Origin of the sequence: Bradyrhizobium sp. CB2312 (assembly GCF_029714425.1) — a bacterium.
GTDB lineage: Bacteria > Pseudomonadota > Alphaproteobacteria > Rhizobiales > Xanthobacteraceae > Bradyrhizobium.
This window is the reverse complement of sequence record NZ_CP121668.1, coordinates 305,768-325,666: the sequence shown is the minus strand read 5'-3', so window position 1 is coordinate 325,666 and position 19,899 is coordinate 305,768. Positions and strand designations below refer to the sequence as shown.

The following is a 19,899-nucleotide window of genomic DNA, read 5'->3' as shown; positions in this document are numbered from 1 at the left end:
CAACGGAAGTGCCCATCCTCCTCCTCCAGGGGAGGGTGAGAAAGTCACCGCACATCCGGCCGCGAATTCGACGGCAGCGGCGGAGGCGGCTTGTGCGGGGGCGGCGGGATGCGCCAGGCGCCGGCATTGCGGCCGGCAATCAGCCAATAGACCGCGCCGGCAACGATGCCTGCGCCGGTCATGATTTCCAGATGCCGCCGCACGATGCCTTCGAACTGCAAGGTGTCGGGGTGGAAGGGAACGAGACCGAGATAGCAGGCGAGCCCGACGAGACCGCCGCCGACGGCATAAGCGAGCGCGCTGCGGATATAGAGCGCCTCGGTGATCGCGACGATCACCGCCGCAGGCACCAGCGCAAAGCCCGAGACGAAGATGAAGCCGAAGCCGAGCAGGATGTCGATGGCGCCCTGATCCACGGGGCCGGCGCCGAGATCGGCGAACTCCGGAAACAGCAGCGCAATGACGACGATCATCCCGCCGACGAAGCAGGCGGCGAGGAAGCCGATGAAGATGACGATGAGGCGGCCGATCAGGGACATGATGCCAAAACCACCACTTCCGTCATTGCGAGAAGCACTTGCGACGAAGCAATCCAGACTGCTTCCGCGGTGACAGTCTGGATTGCTTCGCTTCGCTCGCAATGACGAGGAGGCGAGAGCACGCACATGTCTAGCTAATCCGTCATCGCCATGGCGCGCAGCGCCTGGCGCTCGCGGGCCGAGAGCTTTTCGGTCTCCGACTTGAGCTGGCCGCAGGCGGCGAGGATGTCGCGGCCGCGCGGCGTGCGCACCGGCGAGGAATAGCCGGCGTTGAAAATGTATTCGGAGAATTTTTCGATCTGGTCCCAGTCCGAGCATTCATAGGCCGTGCCGGGCCAGGGATTGAATGGGATCAGGTTGATCTTGGCCGGGATGCCCTTGAGCATCTTCACCAGCAATTTCGCATCGTCGAGCGAATCGTTGACGCCCTTGAGCATCACATATTCGAAGGTGATGCGGCGGGCATTCGAGGCGCCGGGATAATCGCGGCAGGCCTGCAGCAGCTCCTTGATCGGATATTTGCGGTTGAGCGGCACCAGCTCGTTGCGCAGCTCGTCGCGCACCGCATGCAGCGAGATCGCGAGCATGACGCCGATCTCCTCGCCGGCGCGCACGATGTTCGGCACCACGCCCGACGTCGACAGCGTGATGCGGCGGCGGGAGATGCCGATACCTTCATTGTCGCCGACGATGAGCAGCGCATCGCGCACGGCGTCGAAATTGTACAGCGGCTCGCCCATGCCCATCATCACGATGTTGGTGACGCGGCGGGTGCCGTCCTCGCGATCGGCCCAATCGTTCAGACGATCGCGCGCGACCATGATCTGGCCGACGATCTCGCCGGCGGTGAGGTTGCGCACCAGGCGCTGCGTGCCGGTGTGACAGAACGAGCAATTCAACGTGCAGCCGACCTGCGAGGAGACGCAGAGCGTGCCGCGATCGGTATCGGGGATGTAGACGCACTCGACTTCATGCGCCTTCTCGACATTGTCGCCGCTCGGCAGACGCAGCAGCCATTTGCGTGTGCCGTCGTTGGAGATCTGCTCGGCCACGACTTCGGGGCGGTTGACGGTGAAATGCTGCGCGAGATCGGCGCGGATGCCCTTCGAGATCGAGGTCATCTCGTCGAAGCTTTGGGCGCCGCGGAAATAGAGCCAGTGCCAGAGCTGCTGCACGCGCATCTTGCGCTGGGCGGGAGCGACGCCGATCTCGCCGAGGCGATCGGCGAGCTCGCCGCGCGACAGGCCGATTAGCGACGGCTTTGCCGGCGGCACATAGGTTTCGAGTGGAGTCTTCTCCACCAATGTTGCGTTGTGCGGCTCGGCAGTCGGTTGCATCTATGTGCCTAATTGCTGTGGTCGTTCTGGGCAGCTCGAAGAGCTGAACCCGGAACCTCGAGATTCTCAGGTGCCCAACCGGGCACCGTAGTTCGCGCTTCGCGCGCCCCGGAATGACGGAAGAAATCTGGAACCGCCCCTATATAGCAACCGGAACTGCCGATTGCGACCTTATCGCCCTCAGCCTTAACGACTAGGCGTTACCGCCTACAATCCTGGGCGATCTTGTCGAGCGCCTGGGCGAGGCCCTTCAGCGAGAAGGTGTCGGTCGTCTCCGTCCCCTTGGCCGAGACGCCCTTGACCACGAGATCGGCGGATTTGCGCATGGCCTCGACCATCCGCTCCTCCTCGGCCGCGTTCTTGATCCAGAGGCCATCGCCCTGCGTGTACATCGCAAACGCGGCGCCGCCGACCTCGACCGAGGATTCCGACCCCGGCTTCAGCGCGTAGCCGATCATGACCGAGACTTCGTTGTTCACCTTCTCCGCCGGCCGGGTCGAGACGAAGGCATAGGCCGGATCGCGCGGCCGATTCGGCGGATTGGTCTTCGACGACGAGGGTTTTGCCAGCGCGAAGCAGACCTTCTTGCCGTTGGGCGTCGCCGAATAAGCACCCCAGGTGCCGAACTGGCCGATCAGCGTCGGCTCCGCGCCGCCGGCAACCGCAGCGGGCGGGGCCGCCGGTTTGCTCTCGGGCTTTGCCGCCGTCTTTGCGGCCGGCGCAGCCGCTTTCGGTGCAGCCGGTGCAGGCTTGGGCGCGGGTTGCGACGTCTGCGCCCGTGCGGAACCGGCGATTCCCCCGGCCAGCACACCACTCATCAAAGCTAAAATCAGCACCCGCCACATGCTGGAGTGGTTCCCTCAATATTGTGACTGGAAGATGGCCCGGCTGCGCGTTGTCCCCGGCGCAGGGATAGCCGGGAAAGCTCAATTTGGGAAGGCAGTTAGCGGAAGTCGCGGCAACTAGACCCTGGATCGCGCGGCGCGCTGCGCGGCCCATTGCGCGTCGGTCCAGCGCAACAAATCCTCGGCGCCGGAACTGCGCAAATGCGCGCCACCATCGATCACCACCATCTCGCCATTGATGTAGCCGGCGCGGTCGGAGACCAGGAAGCTGGCGAGATCGGCGAGCTCGCCGTGCTCGCCGGTACGGCCAAGCGGGTTGCGCGTGGTCCAGCCTTCGTCGCGGCCCTCGGGGCGGAGCTGCCCCGATGCGCCGGCGGTCGGGAACGAGCCCGGCGCAATCGCGACGGTTCGGATACCCTTCGGGCGCCATTCCACCGCAAGGCTCTTGGTCATCGCCAGCACCGCCGACTTCGCCATCGCCGAGGGAACGGTGAAGGCGCGGCCGGTGATGGTGGAGGTCGAGAGGATCGAGAGCACGACGCCCTTGTGCTGGCGCTCGATCCAGCGCTTGCCGGCGGCGAGCGTGCAATACATCGCGCCGTGCAGCGTCGGTGCGAGGATGGCATCCGCTGCGCGGAAGGAGAGATGCTCGCTCTGAGCGATGAAGGTCGCGGCAGCATTGTTGACGAGGATGTCGAGCGGCGCTTCACGCCAGATCGCGTCCATCATGCTGTCGACAGCCGCGCCATCGCGAATGTCGCAGGCGATCGTCGTGACCCTGCCGCCGGTCTCTTCGCGCATCTCGCGCGCGGTTGCTTCGAGCCGGTCGAGCTTGCGGCCGCAAATCACGAGCTCAGCGCCGAGCGCGAGGAAGCGGCGCCCCATCGCAGCGCCAAGCCCCGAGCCGCCGCCGGTGACGAGAATGCGCTTGTCCCTGAGCAGACCTGTTTCAAACATCGTTTGAATCCTTGTCTCCAAACACACCGTCATTGCGAGCGAATCGAAGCAATCCAGAATCCGTCCTGCGGAAATAGTCTGGATTGCTTCGCTTCGCTCGCAATGACGAGGATAGGCCGAACATGGCATCCGGCAAAGAATCCGGATTGTCGCCACTGCCTAAATCCGGCAGAAACGGCCTAACCATAATTCCACTCGAAACGACCCAAGGTGCCGCCATGAAAGCCATCCTCTGCTCGCAATATTGCCAGCCCGACGATCTCGTGCTCGCCGAGGTGCCGGATCCGGTGGCGGGTCCCGGCGAAGCCGTGATCGCGATCAAGGCGGCGGCGCTGAATTTCTTCGACCTTCTGATGATCCAGGGCAAGTACCAGATCAAGCCGCCGTTCCCGTTCTCGCCGGCCGCGGAAGTCGCGGGCGTGATCGAGAGCATCGGTCCCGGCGTGACCGATCTGAAGGTCGGCGATCGCGTCGTCGCCTCCTGCGGCCACAACGGCGCGCGCGAGAAGATCGCGCTGCCGGCGGCGTCGATCGTGAAGATTCCGGACAATCTCGACTATGACCGCGCGGCCGGCATCATCATCATCTACGGCACCGCGCTGCATGCGCTGGAAGATCGCGCGAGCCCGAAGCCGGGCGAGACGCTCGCGGTGCTTGGAGCTGCCGGCGGCACGGGCCTCGCTGCCTGCGAGCTCGGCAAGCTGATGGGCCTGAAGGTGATCGCCTGCGCCTCGTCGGACGAGAAGCTCGAATTCGCCAAGGCGCACGGCGCCGAGGTGACGCTGAACTACGCCAAGGAAGATCTGAAGGAAGGCTTGAAAAAACTCACCGGCGGCAAGGGCGTCGACATCATCTTCGATCCGGTTGGTGGTGCGTATGCCGAGCAGGCGCTGCGCTCGATCGCCTGGGAAGGCCGTTTCCTCGTGATCGGCTTTGCCGCCGGCGACATCCCGAAAATGCCGCTCAACCTCGCGCTGCTGAAGGGCTGCGACATCCGCGGCGTGTTCTGGGGCGCCTGGACCCGGCTCAACCCGGAGAAGAACCGCGCCAATCTCGAAAAGCTCGTGAAGTGGACCGCGGAAGGAAAGATTTCATCGCATGTCGACCGCACCTTCCCGCTGGCGCAGACCGCCGACGCTCTGAAGGTGCTGGCGGGACGTCAGGCCATGGGCAAGGTGATCCTGCATCCGTGAGGATGCGACCTACGCAATCCTCACACACTCATTGTCGTCGCCCGGCTTGACCGGGCGACTCCGTATTCCAGAGACGCGAGTGACTTAACCGCGAGGCAGCGGCGTGCTGGCTGCCCCGCCGGAGCCTGTCCTCGGGCTCGCCGAAGGCGAGACCCGGTGGCGGGGCATGACACCGATGATGGGACAGGCAGCATGGGCGCTCGCGGCTGTTCGCGCGACGTCGCACATGGCCCGCTTGGTAAATCTACCCTCAACGGAATACGCCAAAATGGCGGTGCATTCCCCGGCCTTGCCGCAATCAAACCCAAATATTTCCTGATTCGCGCAAACCGCTGTCGTTTTTTGGGCTGATTCAGACGGCGATTTACCGGTTCCAGTTCGCGGGGCACTTCTGGACAATAATAAGAAGACTGAAGCCGGGATGCCCCTGAGTAGCGTCAGTAATGGGGAGCATCACCATGGAGACGACGGCGTACCGTCAGTCCAGGGAGTCGCGAGCGTTCGACTCCGATAAATTTGTGTCACAATCGTCCACGGCGGACTACATCCGTGCGCGCGCCGCACGGGCTGATCTTCCACAGGACGATCCAATGCCGCTGTTCCTGTCCGACCCGCTCGGGGCGCCGGACCCGCGGGAATTTGCGCCGCAGGCGCTGCGCTCGAGAACCAGGTTCATCCCGGCCATTCTCGGGACGGTTCTGGCGATTTCCGCGGCCACGATCCTGGCCGGGGTGTTTCAATCCGACCTGCGCGATCTCGTCGCCGCCTATGCCGGCGCCTCGACGCTGCAGACCCTCGCCCCTCCACCGCCGGCTGCACGGCAGACCCCGGTCAAGGACGCGGCCCGCGTCACCAATGCGGTGCTGGCCAGCGCCGACGCGCAGACTGTTCCGGCGCCGCCGGCGCCGAGCCGCGAAGCGATCGCGAGCGCCTACCAGACTGCGCTGCAAGCCCAGACGCCCGTGCAAGCGCCCGCGCCTGTCGCGGCGCAGCCGGCACCACCACCGCCCGAACCCGTCAGGACGCTCGACGCCGACACGCTGGCAGGATTGATGACGCGCGCGCGGAGCCTGATCGGCGTCGGCGACATCGCCGCGGCGCGCCTGCTGCTCGAGCGCGCGGCCAACGCGAGGGATGCAACCGCCGCGCTGCTGCTGGCGCAAACCTATGATCCTGCGGTGCTCGGCACCAGCGATGCGCGGACCGTCATTGGCGACGCGTCCACCGCACGCGACTGGTACCAGCGCGCCGCAAGCCTCGGATCGGCGGAGGCGCGGCAGCGCCTCGGCCAGCTCTCGAACTAGAACTCTTCAGAGGACACCATGCGTAACGTCTATCGAGTGGCGCTCGCCGCCATCATGACCGTCTGTGCCTTCACCGCCCGCGCCGAGCAGACCGAATATGATCCGGCCAAGGTCTCGGACAGCCTGAAGGCCATCTTCCAGTTCGGCTCGAACTCGACCAAGCAGGCGCTGAACGCCAATACCGTCACGCTGATCACAGGCACGATCGGCGGCACCTATGTGCAATTCGGCGCCGACCTTGCCTCCGTGCTCGACGACGGCAACAAGATCCGCGTGCTGCCGATCGTCGGCCGCGGCTCGGTGCAGAGCGTCGCCGACATCCTGTTCCTGCAAGGCGTCGATCTCGGCGTCGTGCGCGCCGACACGCTCGACTATCTCGAGCGCAAGGGCTTTGCCAAGGACATCAAGAAACAGTTCACTTACGTGACCAAGCTCTACAATGAAGAGATGCAGGTGATCGCGCCGAAGTCGATCGCGACGCTGAAGGACCTCGAGGGCAAGAAGGTCAGCGTCGATCTGCCCAATGGCGGGACCTTCGTCACCGCACTGACGGTGTTCGAGCGGCTCGGGATCAAGGCGAACTTCGTCTATGTCGAGCAGCGCATCGCGATGGAGAAGCTGAAGTCCGGCGAGATCGACGCCGTCATCGTGGTCGGAGGCAAGCCGTACAAATCGGTCTCGACCTTCGGCAATGACGGCCGCTTCCATCTCGCCAAGGTCGATTACGCAAAACCGCTGCAGAGCGACTATCTGCCGGCGACGCTCACGGCCAAGGACTATCCGAACCTGATCAAGGAGGGCGAGAGCGTGGACACGATCGCGGTGCCCGCGGTGCTCGCGGCCTATAACTGGGCGCCGAACACCGAGCGTTACCGTAAGCTCGCGCTGTTCGTGGACGCGTTCTTCACCAAATTCCCCGCGCTCCAGAACCCGCCGTTCCATCCCAAGTGGAAGGAAGTCTCGCTCCCCGCCCCGCTCGCCGGCTGGAATAGATTGCCTGTGGCGCAGCAATGGCTCGACAAGCACGGCGTCGAGCCGGTGACGCGCCAGCGCTTCGAGGCATTCCTGAAGCAGAATCCCGCGGCCGCGAAAGTGTCAGATGCCGACAAGGAAACGCTGTTCAAGCAATTCCAGGCGTGGGACGCGGAGAACGCGCGGGCGGAGACGGGGAAGAAGTAGCGGGCGCGTCTCGTCGCTCCACATACAGCCGTCATCGTCCGGCTTGACCGGGCGATCCAGTACTCCGGGACGTCAGCGATTGAATCGAGAGGCCGCGGCGTACTGGATTCCCCGCCTTCGCGGGGAATGACAGCAGTGGACTTGGTTGAACTGCCCCTACTGCGCCACCTCCGCCTCATCCACACCGCGCTTCAGCGCGGCGCGGGCGGCTTCGCGATGCTCGTTGGTGATGTGGCTCGCGACCATGCGGATGGCCGTGGCGAGCACGGCGGCATCATCCGTGAAGCCGAGGATCGGCATCACGTCGGGAACGAAGTCGAAGGGCAGGATGAAATAGGCGATCGCGCCCAGCAGCGAGGCCTGGACGTGGCGCGGCGTCTGCCGGTCGAACGCGCAATAATAGGCCGCGAGCAGATCTTCCGCGAACGGCAGGTGCGCGGCGACACGCTTCAGCTTGCGCCAGAAGCGACGGCGAACGCTCTCGCGATCCTCCGCGAGCCGATCGGCGGGCTCGAAACCGACGCTGTGTTCGGCAGCCATGTCCTGCAAACTCCCCGTTCAGCCAGGGCGGCAGATCGCCGCATCCATTGCTGATCACAACATGGGGATGCTGCCGGCGCCGACAAGATGTAAGCCCGGTGTCAGCCGGCGATGGCGTTCATCTTCTGGGCGAGCTCGATATCGAGCCTGGTGACGCCGCCGGCGTCATGGGTCGAGAGCACCACCTCCACCGTCTTGTAGACGTTCCGCCATTCGGGGTGATGGTCCATCTTCTCGGCGACCAGCGCGGCGCGCGTCATGAAGCCGAACGCCTCGTTGAAATCCTTGAAGACAAAGGTTTTCCCGATGGCGTCCCGGCCCGGGACCTCGGTCCAGCCCGGTATGGCGCCCAGCGCCTGCTTGCGTGCTTCCGCCGTCAGCCGCTCTGCCATGATCGCCTCCGTCCTTCAGGGGAACTTTACCCTAACACCGTGCATATGGCCCAGGTTCACAGGGGATTTGGCCCATCCGCTAACCATGACGGAGATGTAACCCGTCCGGACAAGAATTTTGCTATAATTACGGGCGTAAATCGCCGGCCGAGATGAAACTGAGCCTCAAGCGCCTGTTCGGGAGATCGATGACCGGGGAATCGGACCTGGCCGAAACGCCCAACTCGACGTCGCCGCGATCAGCGGCGCGGCGCACCGCGCTTGTCTCCCTCGCATTGGTGCTTGCGATCATCGGCGCAATCACCGGCGGCTATTATTTCGCGATGCGGCCGGTGACGCTGAAGATCGCGGTCGGCCCCGCGAACAGCGACGACGTCAAGGTCGTGCAGGCGCTGACCCAGGCTTTCTCGCAGAACAAGAGTTACGTGCGGCTGCGGCCGATCCAGACCGACGGCGCCACCGCCAGCGCCGAGGCGCTTGCGGAGAGCAAGGTCGATCTCGCCATCGTGCGCGGCGACGTCGACGTTCCCAAGAACGCGCAAGCGGTCGCGACCCTGCGCAAGAACGTCGTGGTGCTGTGGTCCGTGCCCGGCAAGGGCAAGAAGAAGGGCGCGAAGATCACCAAGATCGCGCAGCTCGCCGGTCATCGCGTCGGCGTGGTCGGCCGCACCCAGGCCAACGTCAATCTGCTCAAGGTGATCCTGCAGCAATACGGCGTCGATCCCGCCAAGGTCGAGATCATCCAGTTCCCGGCGAATGAAGCCGCCGAGGCGATCAAGGCCCAGAAGGCCGATGCCTATCTCGCCGCCGGTCCCGTCAACAGCAAGATCACGGCGGATGCGATCGCGGCCTCGGCCAGGGACGGCGGCACGCCGACCTTCATCGCGATCGATTCCGCCGACGCGATCGCGCAGAACCATCCGGTCTATGAAGCCTCGGAGATTCCCGCCGGCACCTATGGCGGCTCACCTGACCGGCCCGAGGACGAGGTCAAGACCATCAGCTTCTCGCACCACATCGTGGCGCGCAAAGGCATCTCCGAAACCACCATCGCGGCATTCACCCGCCAGCTGTTCGCCGTGCGCCAGCAACTGGTGACGGAATTCCCGCTGGCGGCCAAGATCGAGACGCCCGACACCGACAAGGACGCCGTGATCCCCGTGCATCCCGGCGCCGCCGCCTTCGTCGACGGCGAGGAAAAGACCTTCCTCGACAGGTACAGCGATTTCATCTGGTGGGGCCTGATGGCGCTTTCGGCCATGGGCTCGCTTGGCGCCTGGTTTGCGGGCTATTTGAAGAAGGACGAGCGCGACAACAACAGCCATCTGCGCGACCGCCTGCTCGACATGATCGCGGCGGCGCGCAAGTCCGAGACGGCCGAAGAGCTCGACCAGATGCAGACCGAGGCCGACGACATCCTGCGCGACACGCTGCGCTGCTTCGATCACGGCGCGATCGAGGAAGCCGCGCTCACGGCTTTCAATATCGCGCTCGACCAGTTCCACGCCGCGGTCGCCGACCGCAAGGCCGTGCTTCTCAGCCTGTCCCAGAACCTGCAACGGACGGGCGCGCAATTCCGGGCCGCCGGCAACGCGTAAACGCTTGCGCGCGTAATTGCTGCGTCACATTGTCTCAATATAGCTTGCGCCGTCATTCAGGGCGATGCGTCACCATCGCGCCCGAAATCTCGAGATTCCGGGTCTGGTGCTCCCGCACCATCCCGGAATGACGGTGCGAGATGCGCACACAGCCAGCCTGCGAGCCAGCCCATGAAGATCAAATTCTCCCGCCGCCGTTTCCTCACCACCAGCGCCGGCGCGCTTGGCGCGATCGCGATGCCCCATCTGTCGCGCGCGGCCGACCGGCCGGCGGTGACGCAGGGCGTGCAATCGGGCGACGTCACCGTCGACGGCGGTGTGGTGTGGGCGCGCACCGATCGGCCCGCGCAGATGCTGGTCGAGGTGGCAACGACCGAGTCATTCAAGGACGCCCGCGCGCTGCCGCCGATCGCGGCCCTTCCCGAAAGCGACTTCACCGCCAAGATGCTGCTGGAGAACCTGCCGGGCGGCCAGGACATCTTCTACCGTGTCCGCTTTCGCGATCTCTCGCACACCGCGATCGAGGGCGAGCCGGCGGTCGGCCGCTTCCGCACCGCGCCGGCCGACCGCCGCGACGTCAGCTTCGTCTGGGGCGGCGACGTCGCAGGCCAGGGCTGGGGCATCAATCCCGACGACGGCGGCATGTTCACCTTCTCGGCGATGCGTAAGCATCGTCCGGATTTCTTCCTGCATTCCGGCGACACCATCTATGCCGACGGCCCGATTCAATCCGAGGTGAAGCTCGCGGACGGCAAGATCTGGAAGAACGTCACCATCCCCGAGAAGGCCAAGGTCGCGGAGACGCTGGACGAGTACCGCGCCGCGCACAAATACAATCTCACCGACGACAATGTCCGCGCCTTCAATGCCGAAGTGCCGATCTTCGTGCAGTGGGACGATCACGAGGTGACCAACAACTGGTCGCTGTCGAAGGAGCTGCCGGCGACCTACAAGGAGCGCGACATCACGCTGCTCGCCGCGCGGGCGGGCCGCGCCTTCCACGAGATGTATCCGATGCGCGAGAGCATCGTCGAGCCCGGCCGCGTCTACCGCCAGATCTCCTATGGTCCGCATCTCGACGTCTTCATGCTCGACGAGCGCAGCTATCGCGGCCCGAACGGGGCCAATCTCGAAACCGCTTATGGCCCGGCCAGCTACTTCCTTGGCCCGGACCAGATCGCCTGGCTCAAGCGCGGCCTCCTCAACTCGCGCGCGACCTGGAAGGTGGTCGCCTCCGACATGCCGCTCAGCCTCGTCGTGCCTGATACGCCGAAGGGCGGCTCGGAGGCTTTCGCGCAGGGTGACGGCCCGGTGCGCGGCCGCGAATTCGAGATCGCCGACATCCTGCGCTTCATCAAGATGGCGCCGATCAACAACACGGTGTGGCTGACCGCGGACGTGCACTACGCCGCGGCGCATTACTACGATCCGAACAAGGCCCAATTCCAGGAGTTCGAGCCGTTCTGGGAGTTCGTCTCGGGCCCGCTGCACGCCGGCACGTTCGGTCCGAACGCGCTCGACAACACCTTTGGACCCGAGGTGCGCTTCGTCAAAGCGCCCGGCCCCGACAAGCAGAACCTGCCGCCCTCGGCTGGCATGCAGTTCTTCGGTCACGTCAAGATCGACGGCGCCTCCGGCCAGATGACGGTGACCTTGCGCGATCGCGCCGACGTCGCGCTGTGGTCGACCACGCTCGATCCGAAGCTTGCGTAAAGCCCAACGTGGAGCCGGATGGCGATGAACCATCCGGTCGGCCCTGACGACCATTGCAGGCTCGTCATTTTCACGAGCCTGATGCCGTCCGAGCCATTTTCGAGTTGATCTGTGCTGTTCAGCCGCCGAACCATCGTCATCGCGCTCCTGCTGAGCGCAGCGTCTCCGGCATGGGCGCAGACCCAGGACAGGGCCGCGCTGGTGCGCGAGGCCTTCGCATCGCCTTACGGCAAGGCGCTGACCGTCGAGCTCGGCAAGGCATTGCGCGCGAGCGCGGATCCCGCGTGCCTGGCCGAAAAGGGGCTTGCGGCAGATCAGCTTGAGCCGCGCGGCCGCGACATCGTCATTTCATGGGGCACGCGCATGCTGGAGAGCACGGGCACCCTCATCGATCGGCAGAACGCCGCCAATCCGTTTCCCGGCGCAGCCGAGCGGGAACGCCTCGAGCGCAATGCAGACGTCAAACGCTTTCTTGCGATCGAGGAGCCGATGCGACAGGCCCGGAGCCTCGATCTGATCTTCGAGCATTTCGACCGCTACGTTCTGCTCAGCCGGATCAAGCTCGGCGCGGTGTCGCCGGTCGCGACCGGCAACAAGGAATTGCTCGATCGCAATTCGACCGGGGCGACCGAAGACGCACTGGAAAAATTCGTCGCGAAGACCAAATCGTCCGCGCTGAAACGTTTCCTGCAATTGTCCGAGCAGGCAGCGCTCGCCCAGCAAGACGCGATCAAGAGGAGCTCATCGCCGCCGCCGCTTGCGCATACATACTTCCGCGGCGTCGAGAGCGAACTCGCCGAGCTCTGCATCCGCTCCGGCAAATGAGACGTCAGGCGCCGCGCGAGCGCAGCGCGGCCTCCAGCGCCTCGCTCGAGCAGGGCTTTTGCAGCCGGGACCGCGCCTTGAATTCGGCCGGGATCCGGGTTTCGGCGCCGTAGCCGGTCACGAACACGAACGGGATTTGCGCCGCCGCCAGCCGCTCGGCGACGGCGAAGCTCTTCTCGCGGCTCAACTCGACGTCGAGCAGCGCAAAATCCGGTGCACGCGCCGCGATCGCGTTCAGCGCCTGCGCCACCGATCCGACGGTGCGCACGCTCTTGGCGCCAAATCCAAGCAGGCGATCCTCGAAATCGATCGCGATGATCGGATCGTCCTCGACGATCAGGATATCGCTGGGCACGTCGGCCGAGCCGTTCGGGGAGGCAGGTATCATGGTGCTGGCTATCGAGGGCTGCATGTTTTTGTGCCTTAAGGACAGCCTCAGCCCGACGCCTGCGCCCAGCGCATCGGAGGGTTCCCGGAACGAAACTCACCACAGAACAGTTTTAACGTCTGTCCACTTGTGCACACAGCCAGGACGCGGAGCTCGCTAGTGTTGAAAGGAGAGCAGGGGATCGACGATGGACGCGCGCATCAGCAAGACAACCGAGATCGACACTAGGCCTCTCAACAATCTGTTGCGGCGCTTGAGCGCGGCGGATTACGCGCTGCTGGCGCCGCACGTCACCGTTGACAACGCTGCGGCGAGCGAGCTGCTCTACAGTCCCGGCGACGACGTCCAGGTCGTGCACTTTCCCTGCGGACCATCGCTTGCGACTTTTCTCGTCCCCAACGAAGACGGCCGTGATGTCGAGACCATTCTGGTCGGCCGCGAGGGCGCGGTGGGCGGCATCGTCAGCGAGGGATTCCTGCCGGCCTATACACGCATCTGCGTGAAGTTCGGCGGACCGTTTGCGCGCATCCATGTCGGCAAGCTCGAAGCGGCCAAGCAACGCTCGGCTTCGCTGCGCAACATCTTTGCCCGTTACGCCGACTGCATGCTGGCGCAGATCTTCCAGTCCACCGCCTGCAACGCCATCCACTCGATCGAGCAGCGCACGGCCAAATGGATTCTAGCGGCGATGGAGCGTACCGGCGACGACAGCAGCGTGCCGCTGACCCACGAACAGCTCGCGACGCTACTCGGGGTGGGGCGCAGCTATGCGAGCCGCGTGCTTCAATCGTTCAAGGCGGAAGGCGTGCTCGACACACGGCGCGGCTCAATCCTGGTCCGCAACCGCGACGGCCTGCGCCTGCGCGCCTGCCTGTGCAACGACGCGGTGAAGATGCATTTCGAGGAGGTGCTGCGGGGCGTGTATCCGACCGAGGAGCGGGAGGCCAGCTAAGGGTCTTGCTTCTTCCTTCTCCCCTTGTGGGAGAAGGTGGCTTTGCGAAGCGAAGCCGGATGAGGGGTCTCTATCCGCGCACACCGCGGCGGCTGAATTCGCGGAGACAACCCCTCACCCAAATGAGGTTGTGGCTGATACGGAGCTGCCCTCTCCCACAAGGGGAGAGGGCACAAAAATGCGCCCCGCGCACTTCAACGTGATCGTGCTATGGTTGTCCCCGCATGAGCGGGGCTTTTCTTCACACGATCTTCGACATTGCGGCGTGGCTGGCGGCCGCAGCCGCCGTTTACTGGCTGTCGCGACAGGGTTTGCGGTTTCCGGCGCAATCGTTCGAGCTGCCTTACATCGCCGCGCTGGTGTTCGGCGCCGGCCTTGGCGCCTATCTGTTCGGCTCGGTCAATCTGTGGCTGTCGGGGCAGAGCGGCATTGCGCGCTCGGTGGAGGGCGCGCTCGCCGGCGGCATCGTTGCGATCGAGCTCTACAAATGGACCGCAGGGATCGCGGTGCGCACCGGCGCGCGGTTTGCCCTGCCGCTGGCCCTCGGCGTCGCGATCGGACGGCTCGGCTGCTATTTCGCGGGCCTTGACGATTTCACCTATGGCACGGCGACGGCATTGCCCTGGGGCCATGATTTCGGCGACGGCATTTTGCGCCATCCCGTGCAGCTCTACGAGAGCGCGGCGATGGCCCTGTTCGCCCAGCTCTATGTGCTGGCGGTCGTGAACCGGAATGCGTTTGTGATCACCAATGGATTCTACCTGGTTCTCGCTTTTTATGGAGCGCAGCGCTTCCTGTGGGAATTCCTCAAGCCTTACGGCCCGCTGATCGAGCCCTTCACGCTGTTTCACCTGCTGTCGCTCTCCATCCTGCTCTACGCCGCCGTCATGCTGGCGACGGCGCGCCAAGCGAGGCCTATGCATGAACGCGCCGCTGCGTAAGTCGCGCCCTTACATCTTCTGGGGCCAGACCCAATCCCTTTGCGAAACCTGCCTGAAACTTGTGCCGACCAAGATCCAGATCCTCGACAACGAGGTCTGGTACGAGAAGCGCTGCCGGGAGCACGGCGTCCAGTCGACGCTCGTGTCCACCGACGCGGCCTATTGGCGCCTGTGCAAGGATTTCATCAAGCCGGGCGACCGGCCGCTGCAATTCCAGCAGCGCACCGAATACGGCTGTCCCTATGATTGCGGCCTCTGTCCCGACCACGAGCAGCATTCCTGCCTGGCGCTGATCGAGATCACCGAGCATTGCAATCTCACCTGCCCGGTCTGCTTTGCAGACTCCGCGCCGGCCCGAACGAAATTCACTCCGCTCGCGACGATCGAGAAGATGCTCGACGCGCTGGTCGCCAGCGAAGGGGAGCCCGACCTCGTGCAGATTTCCGGCGGCGAGCCGACACTGCATCCGGATTTCTTCGAGATCCTGGACGCGGTGCGCGCGCGCCCGATCCGGCATGTCATGATCAACACCAACGGCCTGCGTATCGCCCGCGAGAAGGATTTCGTGGCGCGGCTCGCCGAGAACAGGCGCGGGCTCGAGGTCTATCTCCAGTTCGATTCGCTTCAGCGCGATGCGCTGATCAATTTGCGCGGCGCGGATTTGCGGAAAATCCGCCAGCAGGCGCTGGAGAATCTCGAGCATTACGGCGTGTCGACCACGCTGGTCGCGACCATCAAGCGCGGCGTCAACGACACCGAGATCGGCGACATCGTCCGCCACGCCCTCACCTGGAAATGCGTGCGCGGCGTCACGCTCCAGCCGGTGCAGGATGCCGGCCGCAACGAGAATTTCGACAAGGCTACCGACCGCATCATGCTGTCGGAGATCCGCAACCGCGTCGTCGAGACCGGTGTGTTCGGCGACAAGGACATGATCCCGCTGCCCTGCAACCCCGAGAGCATCTCGATCGGCTATGGCCTGCGCAACGGCGAGAAGGTGCTGCCGCTGACCTCGCTGATCCCGCAGGAGCAGCTGGTGGCGGTGATGCCCAACACCATCAGCCCGGAAAAATATCCGATGCTGCGGGAGAAATTCCAGGAAAAGTTCTTGGATCTGTTCTCGCTGTCGTCGGGCCCGCTCAACACCTCCGAGCGCGTCTGCGATCTCTTGTGCTGCCTGCCGAGCTTTCAGGTGCCGGAAGGACTCAGTTACGAGAACGTCTTCCGCGTCACCATCGTGCAGTTTCTCGACCGCTTCAATTTCTGCGTCGGCAACGTCAAGCGCAGCTGCATCCATTTCGTGACGGAGCAGGGCGCGATCATCCCGTTCGACACCTACAATCTGTTCTATCGGAACGGCAAGATCGACGGCATCCGCGCCGGGCTCGAAGGGCAGACCTATCGCGAGGCAAGGCAGCGCGAGGAGGCACCACGATGAGCGACACGCCTCCGCCGGTTCTGCCACCCGTTCCGACGGCCGGCGAGGCACGAAGCGGCTGCCTGACCGCGCTCATGGTGATCTCGGGGGTCGTCCTGCTGTTGCCGGGCCTCTGCGCCCTGCTGTTCGGCGCAGACTCGGCGATCGACGGGGGCAAGATCGATTCGGACATCGCGCCGCTGGTCTTCCTGGGCCTGGTCGTCGGCATCGGAGGCATCGCCCTGATCTGGGCGGCGATCAAGGGGCGGAAGGCCCCCACCCATCCCGGAACCCGCCCCTAAGCCCCGGGAATGCCCGGACAAAATTCAGTCAACCAACCAGCAAAGAACACATTGTTTTTTGGCGGTTTTTGCATATATTGCGCCGCAAACGCGTAGGGTGCCCGGTCGAGCTGACCGGGCTTCCTTTTTGGGCGGAGCAGGCCCCGTTTTCCACGTTTCCAGCGTTGTCCGTGAAGAGGTCCCGGTCCGACCGGCGAGATCGCGCTTAACCCATTGTTCGACCGCAAAGAAGCTCACTCATGAACCTCCGCAACGTCGCCATCATCGCCCACGTCGACCACGGCAAGACGACCCTTGTCGACAAGCTCCTCCAGCAGTCCGGCACGTTCCGCGAAAACCAGAAGGTGACCGATCGCGCCATGGACTCCAACGACCTGGAGCGCGAGCGCGGCATCACCATTCTGGCCAAGGCGGCCTCGGTGCAGTGGAAGGACACCCGCATCAACATCGTCGACACCCCCGGCCACGCCGATTTCGGCGGTGAGGTCGAGCGCATCCTGAACATGGTGGACGGCGCCCTGGTGCTGGTCGACGCCGCCGAAGGCCCGCTGCCGCAGACCAAGTTCGTGGTCTCCAAGGCGCTGAAGGTCGGCCTCAAGCCGATCGTCGTCATCAACAAGGTGGACCGCCCCGACGCGCGCCCGACCGAGGTCATCAACGAGGTATTCGACCTGTTCGCGGCGCTCGACGCCAGCGAGGAGCAGCTCGACTTCCCGATCCTCTACGGGTCGGCCAAGCAGGGCTGGATGGCCGATAGCCCCGAGGGTCCGCAGGACAAGGGCATGGAGCCGCTGTTCGAGCTGGTGCTGCGCCACGTCGCGCCGCCGAAGGTCGAGGAAGGTCCGTTCAAGATGATCGGCACCATCCTGGAGGCCAACCCCTATCTCGGCCGCATCATCACCGGCCGCATCTCGTCCGGCGTGCTCAAGCCGAACCAGCAGGTCAAGGTGCTGCATGCCGACGGCAAGCTGGTCGAGTCCGGCCGCATCACCAAGATCCTGGCATTCCGCGGTCTCGAGCGCACGCCGCTCGAGGAAGCCGAAGCGGGCGACATCGTCGCCATCGCGGGCCTCACCAAGGGCACCGTCGCCGACACCTTCTGCGATCCGACCGTCGAGGTACCGCTGCCGGCGCAGCCGATCGATCCGCCGACCGTGTCGATGTCGTTCATCGTCAACAACTCCCCGCTGGCCGGCACCGAAGGCGACAAGGTGACGAGCCGCATGATCCGCGACCGTCTGCTGCGCGAGGCCGAGGGCAACGTCGCGCTGCGCGTCGTCGAATCCGCCGACAAGGACGCGATGGAAGTCTCGGGCCGCGGCGAATTGCAGCTCGCGATCCTAATCGAGACCATGCGCCGCGAGGGCTTTGAGCTCTCGGTGTCGCGTCCCCGCGTCGTGTTCCAGAAGGACGAGGCCACTGGCGCCACCATGGAGCCGATCGAGGAGGTCGTGATCGACGTCGACGAGGAGCATTCCGGCGTCGTCGTGCAGAAGATGAGCGAGCGCAAGTCCGAGCTGATCGAGATGAAGCCGTCCGGCGGCAACCGTCAGCGCCTGGTGTTCTACGCGCCGACCCGCGGCCTGATCGGCTACCAGGGCGAGCTGCTCACCGACACCCGCGGCACCGCGATCATGAACCGCCTGTTCCACGGCTACGCCCCGTACAAGGGCGAGATCCAGGGCCGCCGCAACGGCGTCCTGATCTCCAACGACCAGGGCGAGGCGGTGGCCTACGCCATGTTCAAGCTGGAAGACCGCGGTCCGATGATGATCGAGCCAGGCTGGAAGGTCTACAAGGGCATGATCGTCGGCGAGCACACCCGCGACAACGATCTCGAGATCAACGTGCTCAAGGGCAAGCAGCTCACCAACATCCGCACGACGTCGAAGGACGAAGCGGTGCGCCTGACCCCGCCGATCCGCATGACCCTGGAAAAGGCGCTCGCCTATATCGAGGGCGACGAGCTCGTCGAGGTCACCCCGAAGTCGATCCGCCTGCGCAAGAAGCACCTCGACCCGAACGAGCGCAAGCGCGCGGAAAAGGCCAAGGAAGCGGTGGCTTAAGGCCACGCCGCCAACTGTCATTCCCCGCGAAGGCGGGGAATCCAGTACGCCGCGGCCTCTCCGTACTTCACAATCGTCTCTGGAATACTGGATCACCCGCCTTCGCGGGTGATGACAGTTCGTTTTGTGGTGGCGCTTCAGCGAACGTGCTAGAGCCGACCCATGAGCTCCCTCCCTTCCTCCGTCGACGTCGCGATCATCGGGGCCGGTGCCGCTGGTCTCGGCGCCGCGCATGCGCTTGATGGCTCGGGTCTCTCCGTGATCGTGCTGGAGGCACGGGGTCGGCTCGGCGGCCGCGCCTGGACCGTGCAGGCCTCGCCCGAAGTCATCTTCGACGTCGGCTGCGGCTGGCTGCACTCGGCCGACAAGAACTCGTTCGTCGCAATCGCCAAGAGCCTGAATTTCGAGGTCAACACGGATCTGCCGCCCTGGCGTGACCGTGCCTTTGGCGAGGTGTTTCCGGAGCGTGAGCGGGATGAGTTCGCGCGCACGATCGACGAATTCTACGAGCGCGTCAGCGAAGCTGCGGAAGCGGGCGAGGATGCGCCGGCCGAGCGCTATCTCGAGCCGGGCAATCGCTGGAACCCGATGATCAATGCCGTCTCGACCTATGTGAACGGCTCTGAGCTCGATCGGGTCTCGATCCTCGATATGGACGCCTACGAGGACACCTATTTCAATTGGCGCGTCCGCGCCGGCTATGGTGCGCTGATCGCGGCCTATGGAGCCTCCTGCCCAGTGGCACTGAACTGCAACGTCTCGCTGATCGACCATTCCGGCAAGCGCATCCGGATCGAGACGTCATCGGGCACGCTCACCGCGGACAGGGTGATCGTCACAGTGCCGACCAACCTGATTGCGAATGAAGCAATCCGCTTCTCGCCGCCGCTGCCGGCCAAGGTCGACGCCGCATGTGGCCTGCCGCTCGGCGTCGACGACAAGGTGGTGCTGGCGCTGCAGGATGCGGAAGCCTTTCCAAAGGAAGGCAATCTGCGCGGCGCCACCATGCGCACCGCAATGGGCACCTACCACATCCGCCCGTTCGGCCAGCCCTGCATCGACGGATTTTTCGGCGGCAGCTTCGCGCGCGAATTGGAGGACGCCGGCGAGGGCGCCTTCGCGGCGCAGAGCATCGACGAGATCGCGGACTATTTGGGCAACGACATCCGCCGCAAGCTGAAGCCGCTGGCAGAGTCGCGCTGGGGCCACGACCGCCTCGCTCGCGGCGCTTACTCGCATGCGCTCCCTGGCCACGCCGGCGATCGCGCCGTGCTGGCCGCGCCGGTCGACGGTCGGCTGTTCTTTGCGGGCGAGGCGACATCGCCGCACTTTTTCTCGACAGCCCACGGCGCGCGCGACAGCGGCGAGCGCGCGGCGAAGGAAGTGCTGGCCGCTCTCGCCAAGCCGTGAC

The 19,899-nt window shown here is 64.7% G+C and carries 19 protein-coding genes; 12 read left to right on the top strand and 7 right to left on the bottom strand.

The window, feature by feature from the left end; translation table 11 throughout:
- Positions 1-44: 44 nt before the first annotated feature.
- The 4 genes from QA642_RS01570 to QA642_RS01555 all read right to left on the bottom strand — a co-directional run bounded on the left by QA642_RS01570 (position 45) and on the right by QA642_RS01555 (position 3,678).
- Complete coding sequence (locus tag QA642_RS01570) at positions 45-539, bottom strand: hypothetical protein (RefSeq protein ID WP_283083080.1); 495 nt, start codon at positions 537-539, stop codon at positions 45-47.
- 134 nt (positions 540-673) lie between these two features.
- Complete coding sequence (gene rlmN, locus QA642_RS01565) at positions 674-1,876, bottom strand: 23S rRNA (adenine(2503)-C(2))-methyltransferase RlmN (protein WP_283083079.1); 1,203 nt, start codon at positions 1,874-1,876, stop codon at positions 674-676.
- A 200-nt stretch (positions 1,877-2,076) separates the two neighbouring features.
- The gene (locus tag QA642_RS01560; RefSeq protein WP_283083078.1) at positions 2,077-2,721 is read right to left on the bottom strand and encodes an invasion associated locus B family protein; all 645 of its coding nucleotides are present in this window, start codon (positions 2,719-2,721) and stop codon (positions 2,077-2,079) included.
- Between the two features lie 117 nt (positions 2,722-2,838).
- A complete protein-coding gene (locus tag QA642_RS01555; protein WP_283083077.1) occupies positions 2,839-3,678 on the bottom strand; it encodes an SDR family oxidoreductase in 840 nt (279 codons plus the stop codon).
- Positions 3,679-3,896: 218 nt separating this feature from the next.
- On the opposite strand from QA642_RS01555, the gene QA642_RS01550 reads away from it, so the two are divergent.
- The 3 genes from QA642_RS01550 (at position 3,897) to QA642_RS01540 (ending at position 7,354) form a co-directional block, all read left to right on the top strand.
- Complete coding sequence (locus QA642_RS01550; protein WP_283083076.1) at positions 3,897-4,871, top strand: NADPH:quinone oxidoreductase family protein; 975 nt, start codon at positions 3,897-3,899, stop codon at positions 4,869-4,871.
- A 590-nt stretch (positions 4,872-5,461) separates the two neighbouring features.
- On the top strand, positions 5,462-6,175 hold the full coding sequence (locus QA642_RS01545) for a hypothetical protein (RefSeq protein WP_283083075.1): 714 nt from the start codon (positions 5,462-5,464) through the stop codon (positions 6,173-6,175).
- Positions 6,176-6,193: 18 nt separating this feature from the next.
- On the top strand, positions 6,194-7,354 hold the full coding sequence (locus tag QA642_RS01540; protein ID WP_283083074.1) for a TAXI family TRAP transporter solute-binding subunit: 1,161 nt from the start codon (positions 6,194-6,196) through the stop codon (positions 7,352-7,354).
- 156 nt (positions 7,355-7,510) lie between these two features.
- Here the strand turns inward: QA642_RS01540 and QA642_RS01535 are convergent, their stop codons facing one another.
- Both QA642_RS01535 and QA642_RS01530 read right to left on the bottom strand, forming a co-directional pair.
- Complete coding sequence (locus tag QA642_RS01535; RefSeq protein ID WP_283083073.1) at positions 7,511-7,894, bottom strand: YkvA family protein; 384 nt, start codon at positions 7,892-7,894, stop codon at positions 7,511-7,513.
- 101 nt (positions 7,895-7,995) lie between these two features.
- Entirely contained in the window at positions 7,996-8,286 is a 291-nt protein-coding gene (locus QA642_RS01530; RefSeq protein WP_283083072.1) for a 4a-hydroxytetrahydrobiopterin dehydratase, read from the bottom strand.
- Positions 8,287-8,438: 152 nt separating this feature from the next.
- Between QA642_RS01530 and QA642_RS01525 the strand changes: the two genes are divergently transcribed.
- From QA642_RS01525 to QA642_RS01515, 3 genes are all read left to right on the top strand, one after another.
- Positions 8,439-9,884, top strand: a complete 1,446-nt coding sequence (locus QA642_RS01525) for a TAXI family TRAP transporter solute-binding subunit (RefSeq protein ID WP_283083071.1) — start codon at positions 8,439-8,441, stop codon at positions 9,882-9,884.
- A gap of 171 nt (positions 9,885-10,055) precedes the next feature.
- Positions 10,056-11,597 carry an alkaline phosphatase D family protein gene (locus QA642_RS01520; RefSeq protein ID WP_283083070.1) on the top strand — a complete coding sequence of 514 codons (1,542 nt, stop codon included), beginning with the start codon at positions 10,056-10,058 and terminating at the stop codon, positions 11,595-11,597.
- Positions 11,598-11,708: 111 nt separating this feature from the next.
- The gene (locus tag QA642_RS01515) at positions 11,709-12,422 is read left to right on the top strand and encodes a hypothetical protein (RefSeq protein ID WP_283083069.1); all 714 of its coding nucleotides are present in this window, start codon (positions 11,709-11,711) and stop codon (positions 12,420-12,422) included.
- Between the two features lie 4 nt (positions 12,423-12,426).
- On the opposite strand, the gene QA642_RS01510 is transcribed toward QA642_RS01515, so the two are convergent.
- Positions 12,427-12,810, bottom strand: coding sequence for a response regulator (locus QA642_RS01510; protein ID WP_283083068.1), 384 nt, complete (start codon positions 12,808-12,810; stop codon positions 12,427-12,429).
- A 187-nt stretch (positions 12,811-12,997) separates the two neighbouring features.
- Here QA642_RS01510 and QA642_RS01505 point away from each other — a divergent pair, with 187 nt between their 5' ends.
- The 6 genes from QA642_RS01505 (at position 12,998) to QA642_RS01480 (ending at position 19,898) form a co-directional block, all read left to right on the top strand.
- Positions 12,998-13,762 carry a Crp/Fnr family transcriptional regulator gene (locus QA642_RS01505; protein ID WP_283083067.1) on the top strand — a complete coding sequence of 255 codons (765 nt, stop codon included), beginning with the start codon at positions 12,998-13,000 and terminating at the stop codon, positions 13,760-13,762.
- A 224-nt stretch (positions 13,763-13,986) separates the two neighbouring features.
- A complete protein-coding gene (locus QA642_RS01500) occupies positions 13,987-14,703 on the top strand; it encodes a prolipoprotein diacylglyceryl transferase family protein (protein ID WP_283083066.1) in 717 nt (238 codons plus the stop codon).
- Positions 14,684-16,141, top strand: coding sequence for a radical SAM protein (locus QA642_RS01495; RefSeq protein WP_283083065.1), 1,458 nt, complete (start codon positions 14,684-14,686; stop codon positions 16,139-16,141). Before QA642_RS01500 ends, QA642_RS01495 begins: the two co-directional genes overlap by 20 nt.
- Positions 16,138-16,422 (top strand): hypothetical protein, encoded by a 285-nt coding sequence (locus tag QA642_RS01490; RefSeq protein WP_283083064.1) that lies wholly within the window; start codon positions 16,138-16,140, stop codon positions 16,420-16,422. Before QA642_RS01495 ends, QA642_RS01490 begins: the two co-directional genes overlap by 4 nt.
- 239 nt (positions 16,423-16,661) lie before the next feature.
- Positions 16,662-18,488 (top strand): translational GTPase TypA, encoded by a 1,827-nt coding sequence (gene typA / locus QA642_RS01485; protein WP_283083063.1) that lies wholly within the window; start codon positions 16,662-16,664, stop codon positions 18,486-18,488.
- Between the two features lie 162 nt (positions 18,489-18,650).
- Positions 18,651-19,898, top strand: coding sequence for an NAD(P)/FAD-dependent oxidoreductase (locus tag QA642_RS01480; RefSeq protein WP_283083062.1), 1,248 nt, complete (start codon positions 18,651-18,653; stop codon positions 19,896-19,898).
- Position 19,899: the final 1 nt, after the last annotated feature.

Bases quoted from the DNA above. Each gene is read 5' to 3' on its own strand.
- QA642_RS01570 (WP_283083080.1), bottom strand. From the start codon at position 539: ATGTCCCTGATCGGCCGCCTCATCGTCATCTTCATCGGCTTCCTCGCC.
- rlmN (WP_283083079.1), bottom strand. From the start codon at position 1,876: ATGCAACCGACTGCCGAGCCGCACAACGCAACATTGGTGGAGAAGACT.
- QA642_RS01560 (WP_283083078.1), bottom strand. From the start codon at position 2,721: ATGTGGCGGGTGCTGATTTTAGCTTTGATGAGTGGTGTGCTGGCCGGG.
- QA642_RS01555 (WP_283083077.1), bottom strand. From the start codon at position 3,678: ATGTTTGAAACAGGTCTGCTCAGGGACAAGCGCATTCTCGTCACCGGC.
- QA642_RS01550 (WP_283083076.1), top strand. From the start codon at position 3,897: ATGAAAGCCATCCTCTGCTCGCAATATTGCCAGCCCGACGATCTCGTG.
- QA642_RS01545 (WP_283083075.1), top strand. From the start codon at position 5,462: ATGCCGCTGTTCCTGTCCGACCCGCTCGGGGCGCCGGACCCGCGGGAA.
- QA642_RS01540 (WP_283083074.1), top strand. From the start codon at position 6,194: ATGCGTAACGTCTATCGAGTGGCGCTCGCCGCCATCATGACCGTCTGT.
- QA642_RS01535 (WP_283083073.1), bottom strand. From the start codon at position 7,894: ATGGCTGCCGAACACAGCGTCGGTTTCGAGCCCGCCGATCGGCTCGCG.
- QA642_RS01530 (WP_283083072.1), bottom strand. From the start codon at position 8,286: ATGGCAGAGCGGCTGACGGCGGAAGCACGCAAGCAGGCGCTGGGCGCC.
- QA642_RS01525 (WP_283083071.1), top strand. From the start codon at position 8,439: ATGAAACTGAGCCTCAAGCGCCTGTTCGGGAGATCGATGACCGGGGAA.
- QA642_RS01520 (WP_283083070.1), top strand. From the start codon at position 10,056: ATGAAGATCAAATTCTCCCGCCGCCGTTTCCTCACCACCAGCGCCGGC.
- QA642_RS01510 (WP_283083068.1), bottom strand. From the start codon at position 12,810: ATGATACCTGCCTCCCCGAACGGCTCGGCCGACGTGCCCAGCGATATC.
- QA642_RS01505 (WP_283083067.1), top strand. From the start codon at position 12,998: ATGGACGCGCGCATCAGCAAGACAACCGAGATCGACACTAGGCCTCTC.
- QA642_RS01500 (WP_283083066.1), top strand. From the start codon at position 13,987: ATGAGCGGGGCTTTTCTTCACACGATCTTCGACATTGCGGCGTGGCTG.
- QA642_RS01495 (WP_283083065.1), top strand. From the start codon at position 14,684: ATGAACGCGCCGCTGCGTAAGTCGCGCCCTTACATCTTCTGGGGCCAG.
- QA642_RS01490 (WP_283083064.1), top strand. From the start codon at position 16,138: ATGAGCGACACGCCTCCGCCGGTTCTGCCACCCGTTCCGACGGCCGGC.
- typA (WP_283083063.1), top strand. From the start codon at position 16,662: ATGAACCTCCGCAACGTCGCCATCATCGCCCACGTCGACCACGGCAAG.
- QA642_RS01480 (WP_283083062.1), top strand. From the start codon at position 18,651: ATGAGCTCCCTCCCTTCCTCCGTCGACGTCGCGATCATCGGGGCCGGT.